Annotated in this window: 14 protein-coding genes and 1 riboswitch; of the genes, 8 read left to right on the plus strand and 6 right to left on the minus strand. The window is 58.6% G+C overall.

Annotated elements, in window-relative coordinates; all coding sequences use genetic code 11:
- The first annotated feature begins 171 nt into the window (after positions 1–171).
- From cmk to CGX12_RS01420, 7 genes are all read left to right on the plus strand, one after another.
- Positions 172–852, plus strand: coding sequence for a (d)CMP kinase (cmk, locus tag CGX12_RS01390; protein ID WP_094038107.1), 681 nt, complete (start codon positions 172–174; stop codon positions 850–852).
- A gap of 109 nt (positions 853–961) precedes the next feature.
- On the plus strand, positions 962–2,635 hold the full coding sequence (gene rpsA, locus CGX12_RS01395; RefSeq protein WP_094038108.1) for a 30S ribosomal protein S1: 1,674 nt from the start codon (positions 962–964) through the stop codon (positions 2,633–2,635).
- 63 nt (positions 2,636–2,698) lie between these two features.
- Entirely contained in the window at positions 2,699–2,983 is a 285-nt protein-coding gene (ihfB, locus tag CGX12_RS01400) for an integration host factor subunit beta (RefSeq protein WP_303396171.1), read from the plus strand.
- A gap of 108 nt (positions 2,984–3,091) precedes the next feature.
- Positions 3,092–3,379, plus strand: a complete 288-nt coding sequence (locus CGX12_RS01405; protein ID WP_094038110.1) for a LapA family protein — start codon at positions 3,092–3,094, stop codon at positions 3,377–3,379.
- Positions 3,380–3,387: 8 nt separating this feature from the next.
- A complete protein-coding gene (gene lapB / locus CGX12_RS01410; RefSeq protein ID WP_094038111.1) occupies positions 3,388–4,557 on the plus strand; it encodes a lipopolysaccharide assembly protein LapB in 1,170 nt (389 codons plus the stop codon).
- Between the two features lie 116 nt (positions 4,558–4,673).
- Positions 4,674–5,378: an orotidine-5'-phosphate decarboxylase gene (pyrF, locus tag CGX12_RS01415; RefSeq protein WP_176441971.1), complete on the plus strand. Its 705-nt coding sequence runs from the start codon at positions 4,674–4,676 to the stop codon at positions 5,376–5,378.
- A 40-nt stretch (positions 5,379–5,418) separates the two neighbouring features.
- On the plus strand, positions 5,419–5,640 hold the full coding sequence (locus tag CGX12_RS01420; RefSeq protein ID WP_094038113.1) for a DUF3820 family protein: 222 nt from the start codon (positions 5,419–5,421) through the stop codon (positions 5,638–5,640).
- 174 nt (positions 5,641–5,814) lie between these two features.
- Here CGX12_RS01420 and CGX12_RS01425 read toward each other — a convergent pair whose 3' ends face one another.
- On the minus strand, positions 5,815–6,225 hold the full coding sequence (locus CGX12_RS01425) for an H-NS family histone-like protein (protein ID WP_094038114.1): 411 nt from the start codon (positions 6,223–6,225) through the stop codon (positions 5,815–5,817).
- A 391-nt stretch (positions 6,226–6,616) separates the two neighbouring features.
- Positions 6,617–6,800, plus strand: a riboswitch (Lysine riboswitch).
- A gap of 277 nt (positions 6,801–7,077) precedes the next feature.
- Here CGX12_RS01425 and CGX12_RS01430 point away from each other — a divergent pair.
- Positions 7,078–8,640 carry a Na+/H+ antiporter NhaC family protein gene (locus CGX12_RS01430; protein ID WP_094038115.1) on the plus strand — a complete coding sequence of 521 codons (1,563 nt, stop codon included), beginning with the start codon at positions 7,078–7,080 and terminating at the stop codon, positions 8,638–8,640.
- 422 nt (positions 8,641–9,062) lie between these two features.
- Here CGX12_RS01430 and CGX12_RS01435 read toward each other — a convergent pair whose 3' ends face one another.
- The 5 genes from CGX12_RS01435 to CGX12_RS01455 all read right to left on the minus strand — a co-directional run bounded on the left by CGX12_RS01435 (position 9,063) and on the right by CGX12_RS01455 (position 15,009).
- Complete coding sequence (locus tag CGX12_RS01435) at positions 9,063–10,289, minus strand: EAL and HDOD domain-containing protein (protein WP_094038116.1); 1,227 nt, start codon at positions 10,287–10,289, stop codon at positions 9,063–9,065.
- A 120-nt stretch (positions 10,290–10,409) separates the two neighbouring features.
- Positions 10,410–11,759 (minus strand): outer membrane protein transport protein, encoded by a 1,350-nt coding sequence (locus CGX12_RS01440; protein WP_094038117.1) that lies wholly within the window; start codon positions 11,757–11,759, stop codon positions 10,410–10,412.
- Positions 11,760–11,929: 170 nt separating this feature from the next.
- Complete coding sequence (gene putP, locus CGX12_RS01445; protein WP_094038118.1) at positions 11,930–13,393, minus strand: sodium/proline symporter PutP; 1,464 nt, start codon at positions 13,391–13,393, stop codon at positions 11,930–11,932.
- A gap of 322 nt (positions 13,394–13,715) precedes the next feature.
- Entirely contained in the window at positions 13,716–14,444 is a 729-nt protein-coding gene (locus CGX12_RS01450; RefSeq protein ID WP_094038119.1) for a DUF3379 family protein, read from the minus strand.
- Positions 14,437–15,009: a sigma-70 family RNA polymerase sigma factor gene (locus CGX12_RS01455; protein ID WP_198401712.1), complete on the minus strand. Its 573-nt coding sequence runs from the start codon at positions 15,007–15,009 to the stop codon at positions 14,437–14,439. The genes CGX12_RS01450 and CGX12_RS01455 overlap by 8 nt, the downstream gene beginning before the upstream one ends.
- Between the last annotated feature and the right edge of the window lie 154 nt (positions 15,010–15,163).

Consider the following 15,163-nt stretch of genomic DNA (forward strand, 5'->3'; position numbering starts at 1 on the left):
GCATCAAAAAATAGCGGCCATTGTAAAGCGGATGGGCCTGCAGGTATAGGCGCAATATGCAATGACGAAAGGTTAATCAATTGTAAATTATGCCTTTGTTCGCCAACTCGGGTATAATGCCGGCCGCGCGGCACCCGAGGTGCCCAGATACATGATTGAGTGGAGGATGCAATGTCTGAACTAGCTCCCGTCATCACCGTCGATGGCCCGGGCGGAGCCGGCAAGGGAACGCTTTGTCAGTTGCTGGCCGAAAAACTGGAATGGCATTTGCTGGACTCCGGCGCCATCTACCGCGTGCTGGCGCTGGCGGCACTGCATCACAATGTGGCGCTGGATGATGAAACCGGTCTTATGCCCCTGGCGGCCCATCTGGATGTTCAGTTTCCGGTGGTGGACGGGCAGATCAAAACCATCCTGGAAGGGGAGGACGTGTCCCGTTCCATCCGCACCGAGCAGGTGGGCGAAGCGGCGAGCAAGGTCGCCGCCTTTCCCCGGGTGCGCGAGGCCCTGTTGCGACGCCAGCGGGCCTTCCGGGCCAAACCCGGGCTGATTGCCGACGGGCGGGACATGGGCACGGTGGTGTTCCCCGATGCCCAGGTCAAGATCTTCCTCGACGCCAGTGCCGAGGAAAGGGCGCAGAGGCGGCTTAAACAGTTGCAAGATAAGGGGTTTGATGTTAGCTTTGACCGCCTTTTAAGCGAAATTCAGGCGCGTGACGACCGGGACCGAAACCGGAGCGTGGCGCCCCTCAAAGCCGCCGATGACGCCCTGGTTATCGACTCGACCCACCTGTCCATCGCCGAGGTGCTGGACAAAGTATTGAGTCATACTAAGGTTATTCTTGGTCGCTGAAGCGATTTGGCAATGCCCGCCTCAAGGACAGAGACGGGAGAATGTTAATCACCCCACCGGTGCCGGATTGCCCCGTGGATGTTCAACCTTAACAGTGTATTCATTAAACATGACTGAATCTTTTGCTCAACTCTTTGAAGAGTCTCTGAAAGAACTCGAAACCCGTCCCGGTTCCATCGTCAAGGGCACCGTTGTTGCCATCGAGAACGGCATCGTTCTGGTTGACGCCGGCCTGAAATCCGAATCTGCCATTCCCGCCGAGCAGTTCAAGAACGCCCAGGGCGAGCTGGAAATCAGCGTTGGCGACAGCGTCGATGTCGCGCTGGACGCGGTAGAAGACGGTTTCGGCGAGACTCTGCTTTCCCGTGAAAAAGCCAAGCGCCACGAAGCCTGGCTGCAACTGGAAAAAGCCTACGAAGATCAGGAAACCGTTGTTGGTATCATCAACGGCAAGGTCAAAGGCGGCTTCACCGTAGAAGTGAACAGCATCCGTGCCTTCCTGCCCGGTTCTCTGGTTGACGTGCGTCCGGTACGTGACACCCTGCACCTGGAAGGCAAAGAGCTTGAGTTCAAAGTCATCAAGCTGGACCAGAAGCGCAACAACGTGGTGGTTTCCCGCCGCGCCGTGATCGAAACCGAGAACAGCGTTGAGCGCGAGCAGCTGCTCGAAAACCTGCAGGAAGGCCAGGAAGTCAAGGGTATCGTCAAGAACCTGACCGACTACGGCGCCTTCGTGGACCTGGGCGGCGTAGACGGCCTGCTGCACATCACCGACATGGCCTGGAAGCGCGTCAAGCATCCTTCCGAGATCGTGAACGTGGGCGACGAGATCAACGTCAAGGTGCTGAAGTTCGACCGCGAGCGTACCCGTGTGTCTCTGGGTCTGAAGCAACTGGGCGCCGATCCCTGGGTGGATATCGCCAACCGCTATCCGGAAGGCACCCGCCTGTCCGGCCGCGTGACCAACCTGACCGACTACGGCTGCTTCGTTGAGATCGAAGAAGGCGTTGAAGGCCTGGTACACGTGTCCGAAATGGACTGGACCAACAAGAACATCCACCCGTCCAAGGTGGTTTCCGTTGGCGACAACGTAGACGTGATGGTGCTGGACATCGACGAAGAGCGTCGTCGTATCTCCCTGGGCCTGAAACAGTGCAAGTCCAACCCCTGGCAGCTGTTCGCGGAAACCCACAACAAGGGCGACCGTGTTTCCGGCAAGATCAAGTCCATCACCGACTTCGGTATCTTCATCGGCCTGGACGGCGGCATCGATGGCCTGGTTCACCTGTCCGACATCTCCTGGAACGCCAACGGTGAAGAAGCCGTTCGTGAGTTCAAGAAGGGCGACGAAATCGACGCCGTGGTGCTGCAGGTCGATCCGGAGCGTGAGCGCATCAGCCTGGGCGTGAAGCAAATCGACGAGGATCCTTTCAATAAGTACCTGTCTGACAACAAGAAAGGTGCTATCGTTAAGGGTACCATCACCGCCGTTGACGCCAAGGGCGCCGTGGTTGAGCTGGAAGAAGGCGTGGAAGGTTACATCCGCGTTGCCGACATCTCCCGCGACCGCATCGAAGACGCCTCCACCGTACTGAGCGTGGGTGAAGAAGTCGAAGCGCGTTTCATGGGCGTTGACCGCAAAAACCGTACCGTCAGCCTGTCTATCCGTGCGAAAGACGAAGCTGAAGAGAAAGCCGTTATGGACAACCTGAACCAGCAACAGCAAGAAGAAGTTGGTTTGAGTGCCATGGCCGAAGCTTTCAAGGCGGCGAAAGGCGAATAAGCCTGTCCGAATTCAAAAGGGGGCCTTCGCGCCCCCTTTTTATTTGGTGTTCAGGAGACATACATCATGACCAAATCCGATCTGATTGAGCGTTTGGCCGAGCAATACGGTCATCTTTCCGCCAAGGAAGTGGAAAACGCCATCAAGGAAATCCTCGAGCAAATGGCCTCGACCCTGCAAACCGGCGATCGCATCGAAATTCGCGGTTTCGGCAGTTTCTCATTGCACTATCGTGCCCCCCGCCAGGGCCGCAACCCCAAGACCGGTGAAAAAGTGGAATTGACCGGCAAGTACGTTCCTCATTTCAAACCGGGAAAAGAGCTGCGGGAGCGGGTGAACCCGTCCTGAGCCATACCGGTGCCGTCCGATATCACTTTTCATGCGTGCCCGGCTGGCGGGATCAGCGCTTTTCCGGGATAATGCCAACACTCAAAATCAGGAAGTTGAGAGGATAAGGTGAAAATCATTATTGGTCTGGTATTCCTGGCTATCTTGTTCGCGGTAGGGCTGACCCTGGGGTCGCAAAACGATCAACTGGTGCAGGTCAATTATTTGCTGGCCCAGGGAGAATACCGTCTTTCCACATTACTGGCCGTGGTCTTCGTGGCCGGTTTTCTTATCGGCTGGCTGGTATTCGGCCTGGTGATGCTGCGCCTCAGGATGAACAACAGCGGGCTGCGCAAGAAAGTCGAGCGTCAACACAAGGAATTGGAAGAGCTCAGGGCCTTGCCCGTTAAGGATTGACGAGCCCCATGCTGGAATTGCTGTTTCTGCTGCTTCCGGTGGCTGCCGCCTATGGCTGGTATATGGGGCGCAGGGGAGTCCGGCAGGATGCTCAACAACAATCCAATCACTTCTCCCGGCAATACGTTGCCGGGTTGAATTTTCTGCTTTCCGACGAGCCCGACAAGGCGGTCGATCTCTTTATTCAACTGTTGCAGGTCGACAGTGAAACCATAGAAACCCACCTGGCACTCGGCAACCTGTTCCGCTCCCGGGGGGAAGTTGACCGGGCCATTCGCATCCATCAGAACCTGATCGCCCGACCCAACCTGTTGACCGAACAGCGCCACCTGGCCATGCTGGAATTGGCCCGGGACTTTCTGGCGGCGGGGCTGCTGGATCGGGCCGAGCATATCCTGGTTGAGCTGAAAGACGATCCGGATTACGAAGAAGCGGCCTTGGGCCAACTAATGCAGATCTATCAGCAGTTGCGGGAGTGGGAAAAGGCCATTGCCGTTGCCGAGCGGTTGAAGAAGCGCCAGGGCATCAAGGCGATGACCCCCATGGGGCATTTCTACTGTGAACTGGCCGAGCAGCAGTGGCGGCAACAGGATGCCAAGACGGCGATCACGCTGTTCAAGAAGGCCCTCAAGGCGGATGCCGGTTGTGTCAGGGCCAATATCCGCCTGGCGGATATTCATATGGCGGGGGCAGAGTGGGCACAGGCCATCCAGTGCCTGAGCCGGGTCACCGAGCAGGATGCGGACTTTATTTCCGAGGTACTGCCGGCGCTGCAGCGCTGTTACCGGGAGCTCGGCAGGGAGGAGGAGTTCATCCGCCAGCTGGAGCAATGGGTGGCCAAGGACAGCGGCACCAGCGCGGTGCTGATGCTGGCCGACAAGATCGGTGAAACCCAGGGAACCCTTAGCGCCGAACAGATGGTGCTGCGCCAGTTGCAACGTCATCCGACCATGAAAGGCTTCCATCGGCTGATGTCCTATCATGCGGCCAATGCCGAGCAGGGCAGGGCGCGGGAAAGCCTGGAAATGCTCAAGTCGCTGGTGGCCGAACAGATCAAGGCCAAGCCCAGCCATCGCTGTGGCCAATGCGGCTTCTCTTCCCAATCTTTATTCTGGCAATGTCCCTCCTGCAAGCAGTGGGGCAGCATCAAGCCGGTGCGGGGACTGGATGGGGAATAAATGACGACAGGGGTGAAGCGTGAGGAGTGAGGGGAGAGAAACACCGGGTTTTTCTCCTCACCTCTGACTCCTCACCCCTCACAAAAAAGAAAAGGTAACCCATGCAAGATTCAAACATTCATGATCCCAAGATCCTGATAGCGCTCGACTTCGCCGATCGGCAGGAGGCACTGGCGCTGGTGGCCAGGCTGGATCCGGCCAGTTGCCGGCTGAAAGTGGGCAAGGAGATGTTCACCCTGTTCGGGCCGGAATTTGTCCGCTCCCTGGTGGACGCCGGCTTCGATGTCTTCCTCGATCTGAAATTCCACGATATTCCCAATACCGTGGCCAAGGCGGTGGCGGCGGCGGCCGAGCTCGGGGTGTGGATGGTCAACGTCCATGCCAGCGGTGGCCCGCGCATGATGCAGGCGGCCAAGGCGGCCCTGCAGCCTTACGGGGACAAGGCGCCGCTGCTTATCGCCGTCACTGTGCTGACCAGCATGACGGGGGAAGAATTGCACCAGGTGGGGGTACTGCGCTCTCCCGCCGAGCAGGTACTGACCCTGGCCCGCCTGACCCGGGATGCGGGCCTGGACGGCGTGGTCTGTTCGGCCCAGGAGGCCAGCTTGCTGAAGGCCGAGCTGGGGCCGGACTTCAAACTGGTGACGCCAGGTATTCGCCCGGCGGGAAGCGAGGCGGGTGATCAGCGCCGGATCATGACCCCGGAGCAGGCCCTGGCTGCCGGCAGCGATTATCTGGTCATCGGCCGTCCCATTACCCAGGCCGATGATCCTGCCGCCGTGCTGGCACAAATCAACCGCGGCCTGGCCGCTGCCGGCTGACGGAAAGATGCCGCTCTTGTCGTGTATCGGGATATAAAGTATGGGGTTCTCAGCGGCCGAGCTGCGGCTTATCATCAATAAACCCATGCCCTTCGGCAAATACCATGGCCGGCCGCTGTTGCGGCTGCCCATGGCTTATCTGTGCTGGCTGGAACGGCGTGGCTGGCCGGATGACCGGCTCGGGGCGGAGTTGGCACTGGTTTACGAACTCAAGCTGAACGGACTGGACGCGGGGCTTTACCCCTTGCTGGAGCAGGCCTGATAAAGGCAGGATGCCGGCACCAGCAGACGTTGGAATATCAGGATCTGCGCCGTTCGCCTTTGCGCCACGTAAACGGGCGCCTACAGATCCGGCGATGCCGCTGTAGATATCTGCTTGTTAATTATTCAAGGCGAGGATGAAAACAGGGCCCGGAGGCCCTGTTTTTGAATCGCATTACTTGATCAGAAAGTCTTCCAGTTTTTTCTCGCCACTCTCAATGGCTTTCTGGATGGCGGCGGGCTTGCGTCCCTGACCGGTCCAGGTTCTGTATTCGCCGTTATCGTCCTCGTATTGATATTTGGCGGGGCGTTTGCTGCGAGTGCCGCTGACCGCTTTTTTGCTCGGCTCGGCCATCTCGATGAGATCGTTAATATCGATGCCATCGGCCTCCAGCTTGCTGACAAACTCTTTCAGTTTACGCTCACGCTCTTCATTGGCGGCGCGCTCGGCGGCTTTGGCTTCACGCTGTTCTTCTACAATAGAAGTCAGTTTGGCCAAGCCTTCTTCCAGTTGTTCCAGAGTCAGATCGCGGGTAGCAGCACGCAGGCTGCGAATGTTGAGCAGTGTCTTCAAAAATTCGGTCATTGGGTTCACCTGTGGTGTTCTATCGATGCTGTAATAAATTAAATTTACAACTTCATTTTAAATGAAGCAAGTTAATTAATACAGACTTTAACAGGCGCATTCTTTTCAATTCCTGTCTCGTCATATATTGACGGATATGGCTTTGCAATTTGCAAAAATCAATCGCTAATCAAGAATGTGATTAAAGGGCTGCTTCATTATTCGGCAATGGCAATAGCGGTCACGGGACAATCGCCTGAGCCAGAACTTAACAAAAACCTGTGAACCGAGCTGCATTTTTTCATAAAACAGCATGGCACAGATATGCTATGCGTGCCAAGGTGGCGAAAGATCTCATCATTTTGGTTTAATATATTGATCTTTTGCTTTTTATCAGTAAAATCCTCCGGCTTGCCTGCGTAGAGGCGCGTCTATTATCAGTAAACCAGCTCAGGGTGATGCCGTTTATCCTGGTTGAAAGGAATAGATGCCGGAGCCACGCCATTTATCCGGTGACCTGGCTGGGATCGGTGCCGAAAGGGCTGATACTGTCTTGACATCCTCCCCTCCCTGAAGGAAGGGGATTCCCGTTAGGGGAAAACCCGTCACCGGGTTAACAGGTTCCTGTTTCACGGTGGACAGCTCGGGCGGGGGCTTGGTTATCGCCGTAAATTCCGCGCAATGGCGGATTTTACGATGGTGAATCAACCCCATATCCGCCTAAGTCTCACATCCACTCCGCAGGCTTAACATTCGGCGTGTCCCGCCGTAGGTCTGCCAGAGACAGGGTTAATTCTAGAAGCCGTTGGCGCGGCGCGCCAATCGCTATCCCTCCCTGCCCTAAAAGGACGGGGTTTCTCGCGGAGAGAACTGATGAATGCTTTCTGGTCGCTGCTGCCGCCCCTGGTGGCCATTGTCCTGGCCATCCTTACCCGGCGGGTACTGCTTTCCCTTGGGGTCGGCATTGTCCTGGGGGTGTTGCTGTTGCAGCAATTCAATCCTCTCGATGCACTGGTTCATTTGAGCCGCAATGTAGCGGCACTGCTTTGGTCCGACAATGCCGTGAACGAATGGAATGTAAATATCCTTCTGTTCTTGCTGTTGCTGGGCTGCATGATCAGCATGCTCAGCCATACCGGCGCGACGCTGGCGTTTGCACACTGGGCTCAGGAGCGGATTAAAAGCCGCCGTCAGGCGAAGATCATGACGGGTCTGCTGGTGTTCATCTTTTTTATCGATGACTATTTCCATAGTCTTTCAGTGGGCACCATTTGCCGGCCCGTCACCGATCGTTTTCGTATTTCCCGGGCCAAACTCGCCTATTTGCTGGACTCCACCGCCGCCCCGGTGTGCGTATTGATGCCGGTCTCTTCCTGGGGGGCCTATATCATTGCCCTGGTCGGCGGCATACTGGCGAGCTATGGCCTGACCGGACAGAGTGCCCTGGGCGCCTTCCTCGTCATGGGGGCGATGAATTTCTACGCCGTCTTTACCCTGCTGATGGTCTTGCTGGTGATCCGTGGCGGCTGGGATCTGGGGGCCATGGCCCATCATGAACGGCAGGCGCTGGACGGCGTCCTGTTCGACCAGGCGAAAGGCACACCGCCCGGGGTGGCCGACAGTGCCGACAGTCCCGGCCGGGTCGTCGATCTGCTGCTGGCGATCGGCACCCTTACCCTGGTGACCGTGGTTTCCCTGCTGGCCACCGGGGCGGCGGCGCTGGCGGATAATAACCTGTCCTTCACCGTGCTGGCCGCCCTCGAAAACACCAATGTGGGTCGCTCCCTGGTACTGGGCGGTGTTGCCGGCGTGCTGGTCTGTGCGGTTGCCATGATCCGGCACGGGGCTGCCCTGGCGGTATGGGGGCATGTTCTGAAGCTCGGGCTGAAAGGCATGCTGCCGGCCATTTATATCCTGTTGTTTGCCTGGACCATCGCCGGCCTTATCGCCGAGCTGGAAACCGGCAAGTACCTGGCTTCCCTGGTGCAACAGAACATTCCTCTGTTCGTGTTGCCGGCCATACTCTTTCTGCTGGCCGGGGTGATGGCCTTTGCCACCGGCACCAGCTGGGGTACCTTCGGGGTCATGTTGCCCATTGCGGCCGACATGACCATGGCCATCGATGCCCAGCTGCTGTTGCCGGGCATGTCGGCGGTGATGGCGGGAGCCGTGTTTGGCGATCATTGCTCGCCGATATCGGATACCACCATATTGTCTTCCACCGGGGCCTCCTGCCACCATATCGACCATGTGGTCACCCAGTTGCCCTATGCGCTTTCCATCGCCCTGGTCAGCGTGGCCGGCTATCTGGCCCTGGGCTACACCGCCTCGTTGCCGATGGGCTTCCTGGCGGCGGCCATCGCCTTTATGCTGGTACTGGCAGGCTGGGCCCTGAAACAAAGGAACTTACAAGGCAATGGCCTCTCTCCACTTTGACTGCCCAGCTGGATCAGGACGGCCAGCTAGAGCACCGATCAGTTTAAACGTTGAGCAGCATGATGTTTCTTGGGGCGCGGGCGGTCCGCCTGCGCTCCACCAGTCAGGTGCCAATCTGCAAACGTCGTTTGCCTACCGGCGAGAGTGGCAGCCAGGCACTGCGTAACCGCCGGTTTGTGCCGCTGTAGCCGTCGCTTCAGCCGACGGGAAGACGGCGGCCAATGCCCACGCCCCACGCCGTTGGCAGGTTTGCGCCACGTAAACGGGCGCCTACAGGGGGTATATCGCACTGCTCACGTTTTAAACTGATCGGTGCTCTAGTGCGTGAAGGGGATCAGATAGAGATTGGCTGCAACGAGCGCTATGTGGCCCTGTGTCGCCGCCATTACCTGCAGGGCAGGGCCAAGGGCTGAGAAGCGAAGTCAGGCCAGCCGGTGACCCTGGCCGAGCCGATTGCTCCATTGCACCGCCTGTTCGTAACACTGGCTGCTGGCCGCTTCATTCAGGCGGATAAAGGCGAGGCGCTGCTGCAGTTGCGGCCAGTTCGCCTGCTCGTGATCGTGGATCAGGCCCATGAAAAAGCCCAGTTCACCCTTGTTTTCCAGCAAGGCGTGTGAAATGGCTTCCGACACCGACAGTTGCGGCAATATTTCGGCCATGGGGCGCTCCAGCAATACGTCCAGCAGGGAAAAGAGGCCACAGATAAAGGCATCGTCCTTAAGGGCAGGGTGCACTTTGGCGGCCAGCAGTTCGCACCACTTGGCCCTGATGATGGAAAGCCGGTACAGCTCGATATTCTTGTTTTTGCTGATGTAGGCGGTCATGACCAGGGCGGTAAAGCGTTTCAGCTGCTGGTGACCCAAATACACGATGGCGCTGCGCAGATTTTCGATATTCTGGTGCCGGTAGCCCATGTGCAGGTTGTTCACATAGCGCAGCAGGTTATAGGACAGTGACAGATCCCGGCTGAACAGTTCGGTCAGCCTGTTATAGTCGATCTCTTCCTCGTTGACGGCGGACAGCAACTCGAAGGCGGTCAGTTCGTCGGTGGTGAGGATGCGCCGGCGGATCACCTGGGGCTGCTGGAAGTAATAGCCCTGGAAAAATTCGAAGCCGACTTCGGCGGCGGCGGCGAACTCTTCCCGGGTTTCGACCTTTTCGGCGATAAAGCGCAGTTGCGGATAACAGCGGCATGCCCGGATAAAACGGGCACAGTCGGTCAGGGGCGTCTGGCGCAGGTCCAGCTTGATAAAGTCCATAAAAGGCAGGAAGGCATCCCACTCGCTGCCCGGCAGGTGATCGTCCAACGCCAGTTTAAACCCCTGTTGTTTAAGCCCTTTGACACATTCCAGCAGGGCCTGATCCGGGGTGGCGTCTTCCAGTATTTCAATAACCAGCCGGTGGGGGTGGAAGCCGTCGGCCAGACCTTCGCGCAGCAGGCTGTCGGGAAAGTTGACAAAACAGAGGGTATCGCCAACCAGATCCTCGATTTTCTGGCTCAGGAATTGCTCCGCCATCAGCCGGCGGGTAGCCTGTTCGGCGCCGATATTGGGAAAACGGTTCTCAAGGCCAAGGCGAAACAACAGCTCGTACCCCAGGGGATTGCCCTGCTTGTCGAGGATGGCTTGTCTGGCTACAAAACAGTTCATAGGGCCCCGGCGCGTCAAAAACAGGTTGTGGAATATACAGGATAATCATCGGGTTGACAAAGACTGCGCCGACAAAAAAGCGCCCTCGGGGGGCGCTTTCAGGCAGGACTCGACAAGGGATCAGAAGCGGTAGTTCATCTGCAGGCCGAGCAGGTAGGCATCGCCGCCGGAGATAAATTCGAAGCCGTCTTCAACCACATCCACTTTTTTGCCATCCAGGAAGGCAAAGGCGGCATCCACGCTCAGATTCTGGTTATAGGCGTAGGTGGCGCCCAGGGTATACCAGGTCCGGTTGCTGTCCGGAATGGAAATAGAGCGATACTGCTCCTGTACGGGGGATATGTCATAAGCAAGGCCGCCACGCAGGGTCCACTGCTCATTCAGATAGTGAGTGGCCCCGGCGCTGATTCGCCAGCTGTTTTTGAACTGCTCGGGCTTCTCCAGGCACACCCCGTTATTACACTGGCTGCTGGTGGCCTTCAGCTCGTCAAAGTGGCGCCACTCCGTCCACATCAGCCCATAGTGTACCGCCCAGTCCGGCGAAACTTTATTGAAGCCGGATAATTCGGCGATGGCCGGCAGGGTCAGGTCCAATTTTCCGGGGACGGTTTGAAAGCCCGAGCTTACACCGCTGTACTGGCCATCAAAGGTCAGATCGACTTTGGAACGATAGGTAATGGCCCAACGATTGTTTTCGTCGGCCTCAAACAGTATGCCGGTGTTCCAGCCGTAGCCCCAGTCATCTCCGGTTAGGCGGGCGACTTCGGTTCCTCGCCCTTCAAACCCCTGTTGGGCTAGCCCCTGGGCGGCAAGCTGGGAGGCTTGTGCAGCAGAAAGTCCGGGATTGGTTGCCAGGATCCCCTGGGTTGTTTGGCCAAGCAGTTGATCGTAGTGTGCTCCGGCGTGACGAATTAACTCGGCATCGGCGTAGACGGCGTTGAAGCCCAGTCCTAAAGAGAGTTGGTTGTTCACTTTAACGGCGATATTGGGATTGAGGTTCAGGGTTTTGAGCGAGGTTTTACCGGCAACCGGGCCAGCATAATAGTCATTGGGATAGTTGGTTGCCAGACCATAGTTGGTAAAGGCGCCAAAACCGGCCACCCACTGCTCATTGATGGGATGCACATAGTAGAAGAAAGGCACCACCGCATCATCGGCGATATCCTTGGCATCGGTAGGAAGGCCCATCGCCTTGCCTTGCTGGGCAAAAGCACCTTTCCCCTCCACATCCACTTCCGGGTTGATATAAACGGCACCGGTGGACAGGGCGGGGCGTTCGAACAGGGTCATGGCGGCGGGGTTGCGGCCCAGCACAGCGGCGTTGTCGGCCACGGCGCCCTCTCCGGAGTAGGCGCGACCGAGACCCGTTGTATTCTGCTCGGCCAACTGGAAAGCGGCGGAATGGGCCTGCCCTGCTGCCACGGCGATGGCGGCGGCGAGCACGGACAGTTTCAACGTCTTATGGCTCATAGAAGACTCTCTTCTCGTTGTTATGTGAATCGGGCGCGACAGCTTTTAGCGCAACTGGTATGAGGTGTGAACTCTTACCAGACGGGAGAATAAAAAAATGTAACCGAAAAGTAAAACGCTTGTTTATAAAAAAAGGGCCCTCAGGCCCTTTTTGTGAGAGGAATCAAAGCTTAAAGATCGGATTCCATCCGTCTGAACCCCAGTACCACGGCCTTGGACGGCTCCTTGTCCAGGCGGCTGACCAGGATGGCGGCCAGGCCGCAGGCCAGGAAGCCGGGCACGATTTCGTACAGATCGAACAGGCCGCCGCTCAGTTGCTTCCAGCCGATCACGGTCAGCGCTCCCAGTATGATGCCGGCCAGGGCCCCGTTACGGGTGAGGCGGGGCCAGAACACCGAGAGGATGATCACCGGGCCGAAGGCGGCGCCGAAGCCGGCCCAGGCATAGCTGACCAGGCCCAGCACCGTGGTCTGCGGATCCAAGGCGATCAGCATGGCGCATACCGCCACCCCCAGCACCGCAAAACGGCCCACCCAGACCAGTTCGTTGTCGCCGGCCCGGGGACGCAGCCAGCGCTTGTAGAAGTCTTCGGTAATGGCGGAGGAGCACACCAGCAACTGGGAGTCGATGGTGCTCATGATGGCGGACATGATGGCGGCGATCAGCAGTCCGGCCACCCAGGGGTTGAACACCGCGTTGGCCAGGGCCAGGAACACGGTCTCGGGGTTGTCCAGCGGGGTGCCGCTGAAGTAGACGGCACCGGCCAGGCCCACGCCGAGGGCGCCGAGCAGCGACAGTATCATCCAGCTCATGGCGATACGGCGGGACAGGGGGACCGAGTTCGGCGAGTCGATGGCCATAAAGCGGGCCAGGATATGGGGCTGGCCGAAATACCCCAGCCCCCAGGCCAGCAGGCTGAGCCCGCTCAGCAGCGAGAAGTCGTGGAAAATATCGAGCTTGGTGCTGTCCATGCCTTCCAGGGTGGCCAGGGTCTGATCCATGCCACCGAGTTCGTTCATCACCACCCAGGGCAGCACGATCAGCGCCAGCAGCATCAGTATGCCCTGGAAGAAGTCGGTCCAGGACACGGCCAGGAAGCCGCCCATAAAGGTATAGGCGACGATGACGCCGCCGCCGACGATAAGGGCGGTGAGGTAGGGCAGACCGAATACCTTCTCGAACAGGATGGCGCCACCCACCAGGCCGGAGGCGGTGTAGAAGATAAAGAATACCAGTATGGTCAGGGCCGAGATCACCCGGAGCAGGCCGCTGTGGTCGGCCAGGCGGTTTTCCAGGAAGTCGGGCAGGGTGAGGGAGTCGTTGGCCTGCTCGGTATACACCCGCAGCCGCTTGGCCACGAACAGCCAGTTGAGCCAGGCGCCGATCACCAGGCCGATGCCGATCCAGGCCTGGTTGATGCCGTACAGGTAAACCGCGCCGGGCAGGCCGAGCAGCAGCCAGCCGCTCATGTCCGAGGCACCGACGCTCAGGGCCGCCACCCCGGGGCCGAGGCGGCGGCCGCCGAGAATGTAATCGCTCAGCGAACTGGTAGCCTTATAGGCCACCAGGCCGATCAGCATGGTCAGCAGCAGATAGCCGACAAAGGTAATCAGAATGGGGAGTTCTATGGTCATAGCGCATTCCTGTTGTTCCGAACAGCGTTTTCGCTTCCGTGTGGGCGAGGGTGCCGAATGTTACACCATTAGGCGATTGAACTCCCAGCAATAGGTGTCGTTTTTGAGACGCGATCCGGGGCCGCCACCGGCGTTCCAGCCGGCGGGCAGGCGGCGCCAAGGCGACAGGATGGATGCCGTTGATGAATTTGCGCCACGTAAACGGGCGCCTACGATTGCAGGCGGCCTTGCAGGTGCCGTTGTAGACGCCGCTGCAGGTGCCGCTGTAGGTGCCGCTTTAGCCGGCACGCACCGGCACGCACCGGCACGTACCGGCAACAGGTCAAAGCGCTCTTTCCAGCGATGCCCGGACCCTTTCGGCCACCGAATGCACGTTCTCCTGCCTGTCGCTGACCACCACCAGGCGGTTGTAGGTCATGGGGATCACCTCGCCGTGGAGGTTGGCGTCGGAAAACTCGGCAACGATCTGCAAGGCGCGCTCCATGGGCACCAGGAAGACGTGCACGCGCTCAAACTCCCCCTGGATCACCAGGTGGGCCGCCGGACCACCGCCAAACATGCAGTGATTGGCGTAGTAGATCTTGCCGACGGCGGCGATGTCCCTCAGCCTGGCGCCGTAGGGGCGCAGCTTGGCGTTGACCGTGGCCAGGGTCAGCTCTTCGTCGACATAGCGGGTAAAGGGCATTTCCATCTGCACATGGTGCATCGCCACCTTGGCCACCGAGGGCGGCAGATTGCCGGACTCCGCCGATAACTGCATGAACCGGGTGGAAAAACCGAGGGCGAAGGCGATGGAGGCGGCCACCGCCAGGTGGCGCCAGCCCAGCCCTTCCTTTTGGTCGGGCTGGCGCAGCAGATGGGACAGCATCAGTTTATCGGGCAGGGCCGGAGGCACGGGTTCGCTCAGTGCCCGCTCCAGCTTGCGGTTGAACTCTTTCAATTCTTCCATGAACTGCCGGTTGCCGGCGTTGGCGGTAGATGCGGATACAAACTCCGGGCTCTTGTCACAGGGATCGGCATAAGCCCGACGGCGAAATTCCAGATCATCCATTGCAGCGGCCTCGTGTGCTCTTGTCCTGCTCCAGGGCCTCTTTCAGCTGGTTGCGGGCGCGAAAGAGGCGGGTCATTACGGTGTTCTTGTTCAAGTCCAGTATCTCGGCTATTTCCTCTCCGCTGAAGCCGCCGATGACCTGCAGCAGCAGCGGTTCCCGGTATTCCACTGCCAGCTCGGCGATATGCCGGCGCAGCCATTCGTTTTCCATGTCCTGCTCCGGCCCCAGGCTTTGCTTGTCGGCCACGGGCACCGTTTCCAGATCGACCAGATCGAACTGCTTGCGTTCGAACCGGCGGGCGTTTTCCCGCCGCAGTATGGTAATAAGCCAGGCCTTGGCGGCTTTTTCATCCTTCAGACTGTCGAGCGCCTTCCAGGCGCGCAGAAAGGTTTCCTGCACCAAGTCTTCCGCCACCTGCCGATCGTGGCATAGCCAGTAAGCATAGCGGAACAGATCGCCATGCAAGGCATACACCAGCGCCTCGTAACGCTTTTGTTTTATCTTCATGCTGTTAGAGACCGCATCCGGCTTTGTCTTCTTTCGCCTGAATATGGAAATCATCATTCACCGTGGGCTAGGGGTGGCTTCTATCAGTCTACTCACTCTTGCAGGGGGATGCGACAGTAGCCGGAGCTTTAGCCGCCGGGAATACTCGCGCCGGAGACGCAGGCACCCCACCGGTTGCCGGTTTGCGCCACGTAAACGGGCTGGCCGGCCT

The sequence above is a fragment of the Zobellella denitrificans genome (assembly GCF_002237365.1).
In the GTDB taxonomy this organism is placed as follows: Bacteria; Pseudomonadota; Gammaproteobacteria; order Enterobacterales; family Aeromonadaceae; genus Oceanimonas; species Oceanimonas denitrificans.

Excerpts from the sequence above, each read along its gene's own strand:
- cmk (WP_094038107.1), top strand. The coding sequence starts at position 172 with ATGTCTGAACTAGCTCCCGTCATCACCGTCGATGGCCCGGGCGGAGCC.
- CGX12_RS01455 (WP_198401712.1), bottom strand. The coding sequence starts at position 15,009 with ATGATGATTTCCATATTCAGGCGAAAGAAGACAAAGCCGGATGCGGTC.
- CGX12_RS01435 (WP_094038116.1), bottom strand. The coding sequence starts at position 10,289 with ATGAACTGTTTTGTAGCCAGACAAGCCATCCTCGACAAGCAGGGCAAT.
- lapB (WP_094038111.1), top strand. The coding sequence starts at position 3,388 with ATGCTGGAATTGCTGTTTCTGCTGCTTCCGGTGGCTGCCGCCTATGGC.
- CGX12_RS01450 (WP_094038119.1), bottom strand. The coding sequence starts at position 14,444 with ATGGATGATCTGGAATTTCGCCGTCGGGCTTATGCCGATCCCTGTGAC.
- putP (WP_094038118.1), bottom strand. The coding sequence starts at position 13,393 with ATGACCATAGAACTCCCCATTCTGATTACCTTTGTCGGCTATCTGCTG.
- CGX12_RS01440 (WP_094038117.1), bottom strand. The coding sequence starts at position 11,759 with ATGAGCCATAAGACGTTGAAACTGTCCGTGCTCGCCGCCGCCATCGCC.
- CGX12_RS01425 (WP_094038114.1), bottom strand. The coding sequence starts at position 6,225 with ATGACCGAATTTTTGAAGACACTGCTCAACATTCGCAGCCTGCGTGCT.
- rpsA (WP_094038108.1), top strand. The coding sequence starts at position 962 with ATGACTGAATCTTTTGCTCAACTCTTTGAAGAGTCTCTGAAAGAACTC.
- CGX12_RS01430 (WP_094038115.1), top strand. The coding sequence starts at position 7,078 with ATGAATGCTTTCTGGTCGCTGCTGCCGCCCCTGGTGGCCATTGTCCTG.
- CGX12_RS01420 (WP_094038113.1), top strand. The coding sequence starts at position 5,419 with ATGGGGTTCTCAGCGGCCGAGCTGCGGCTTATCATCAATAAACCCATG.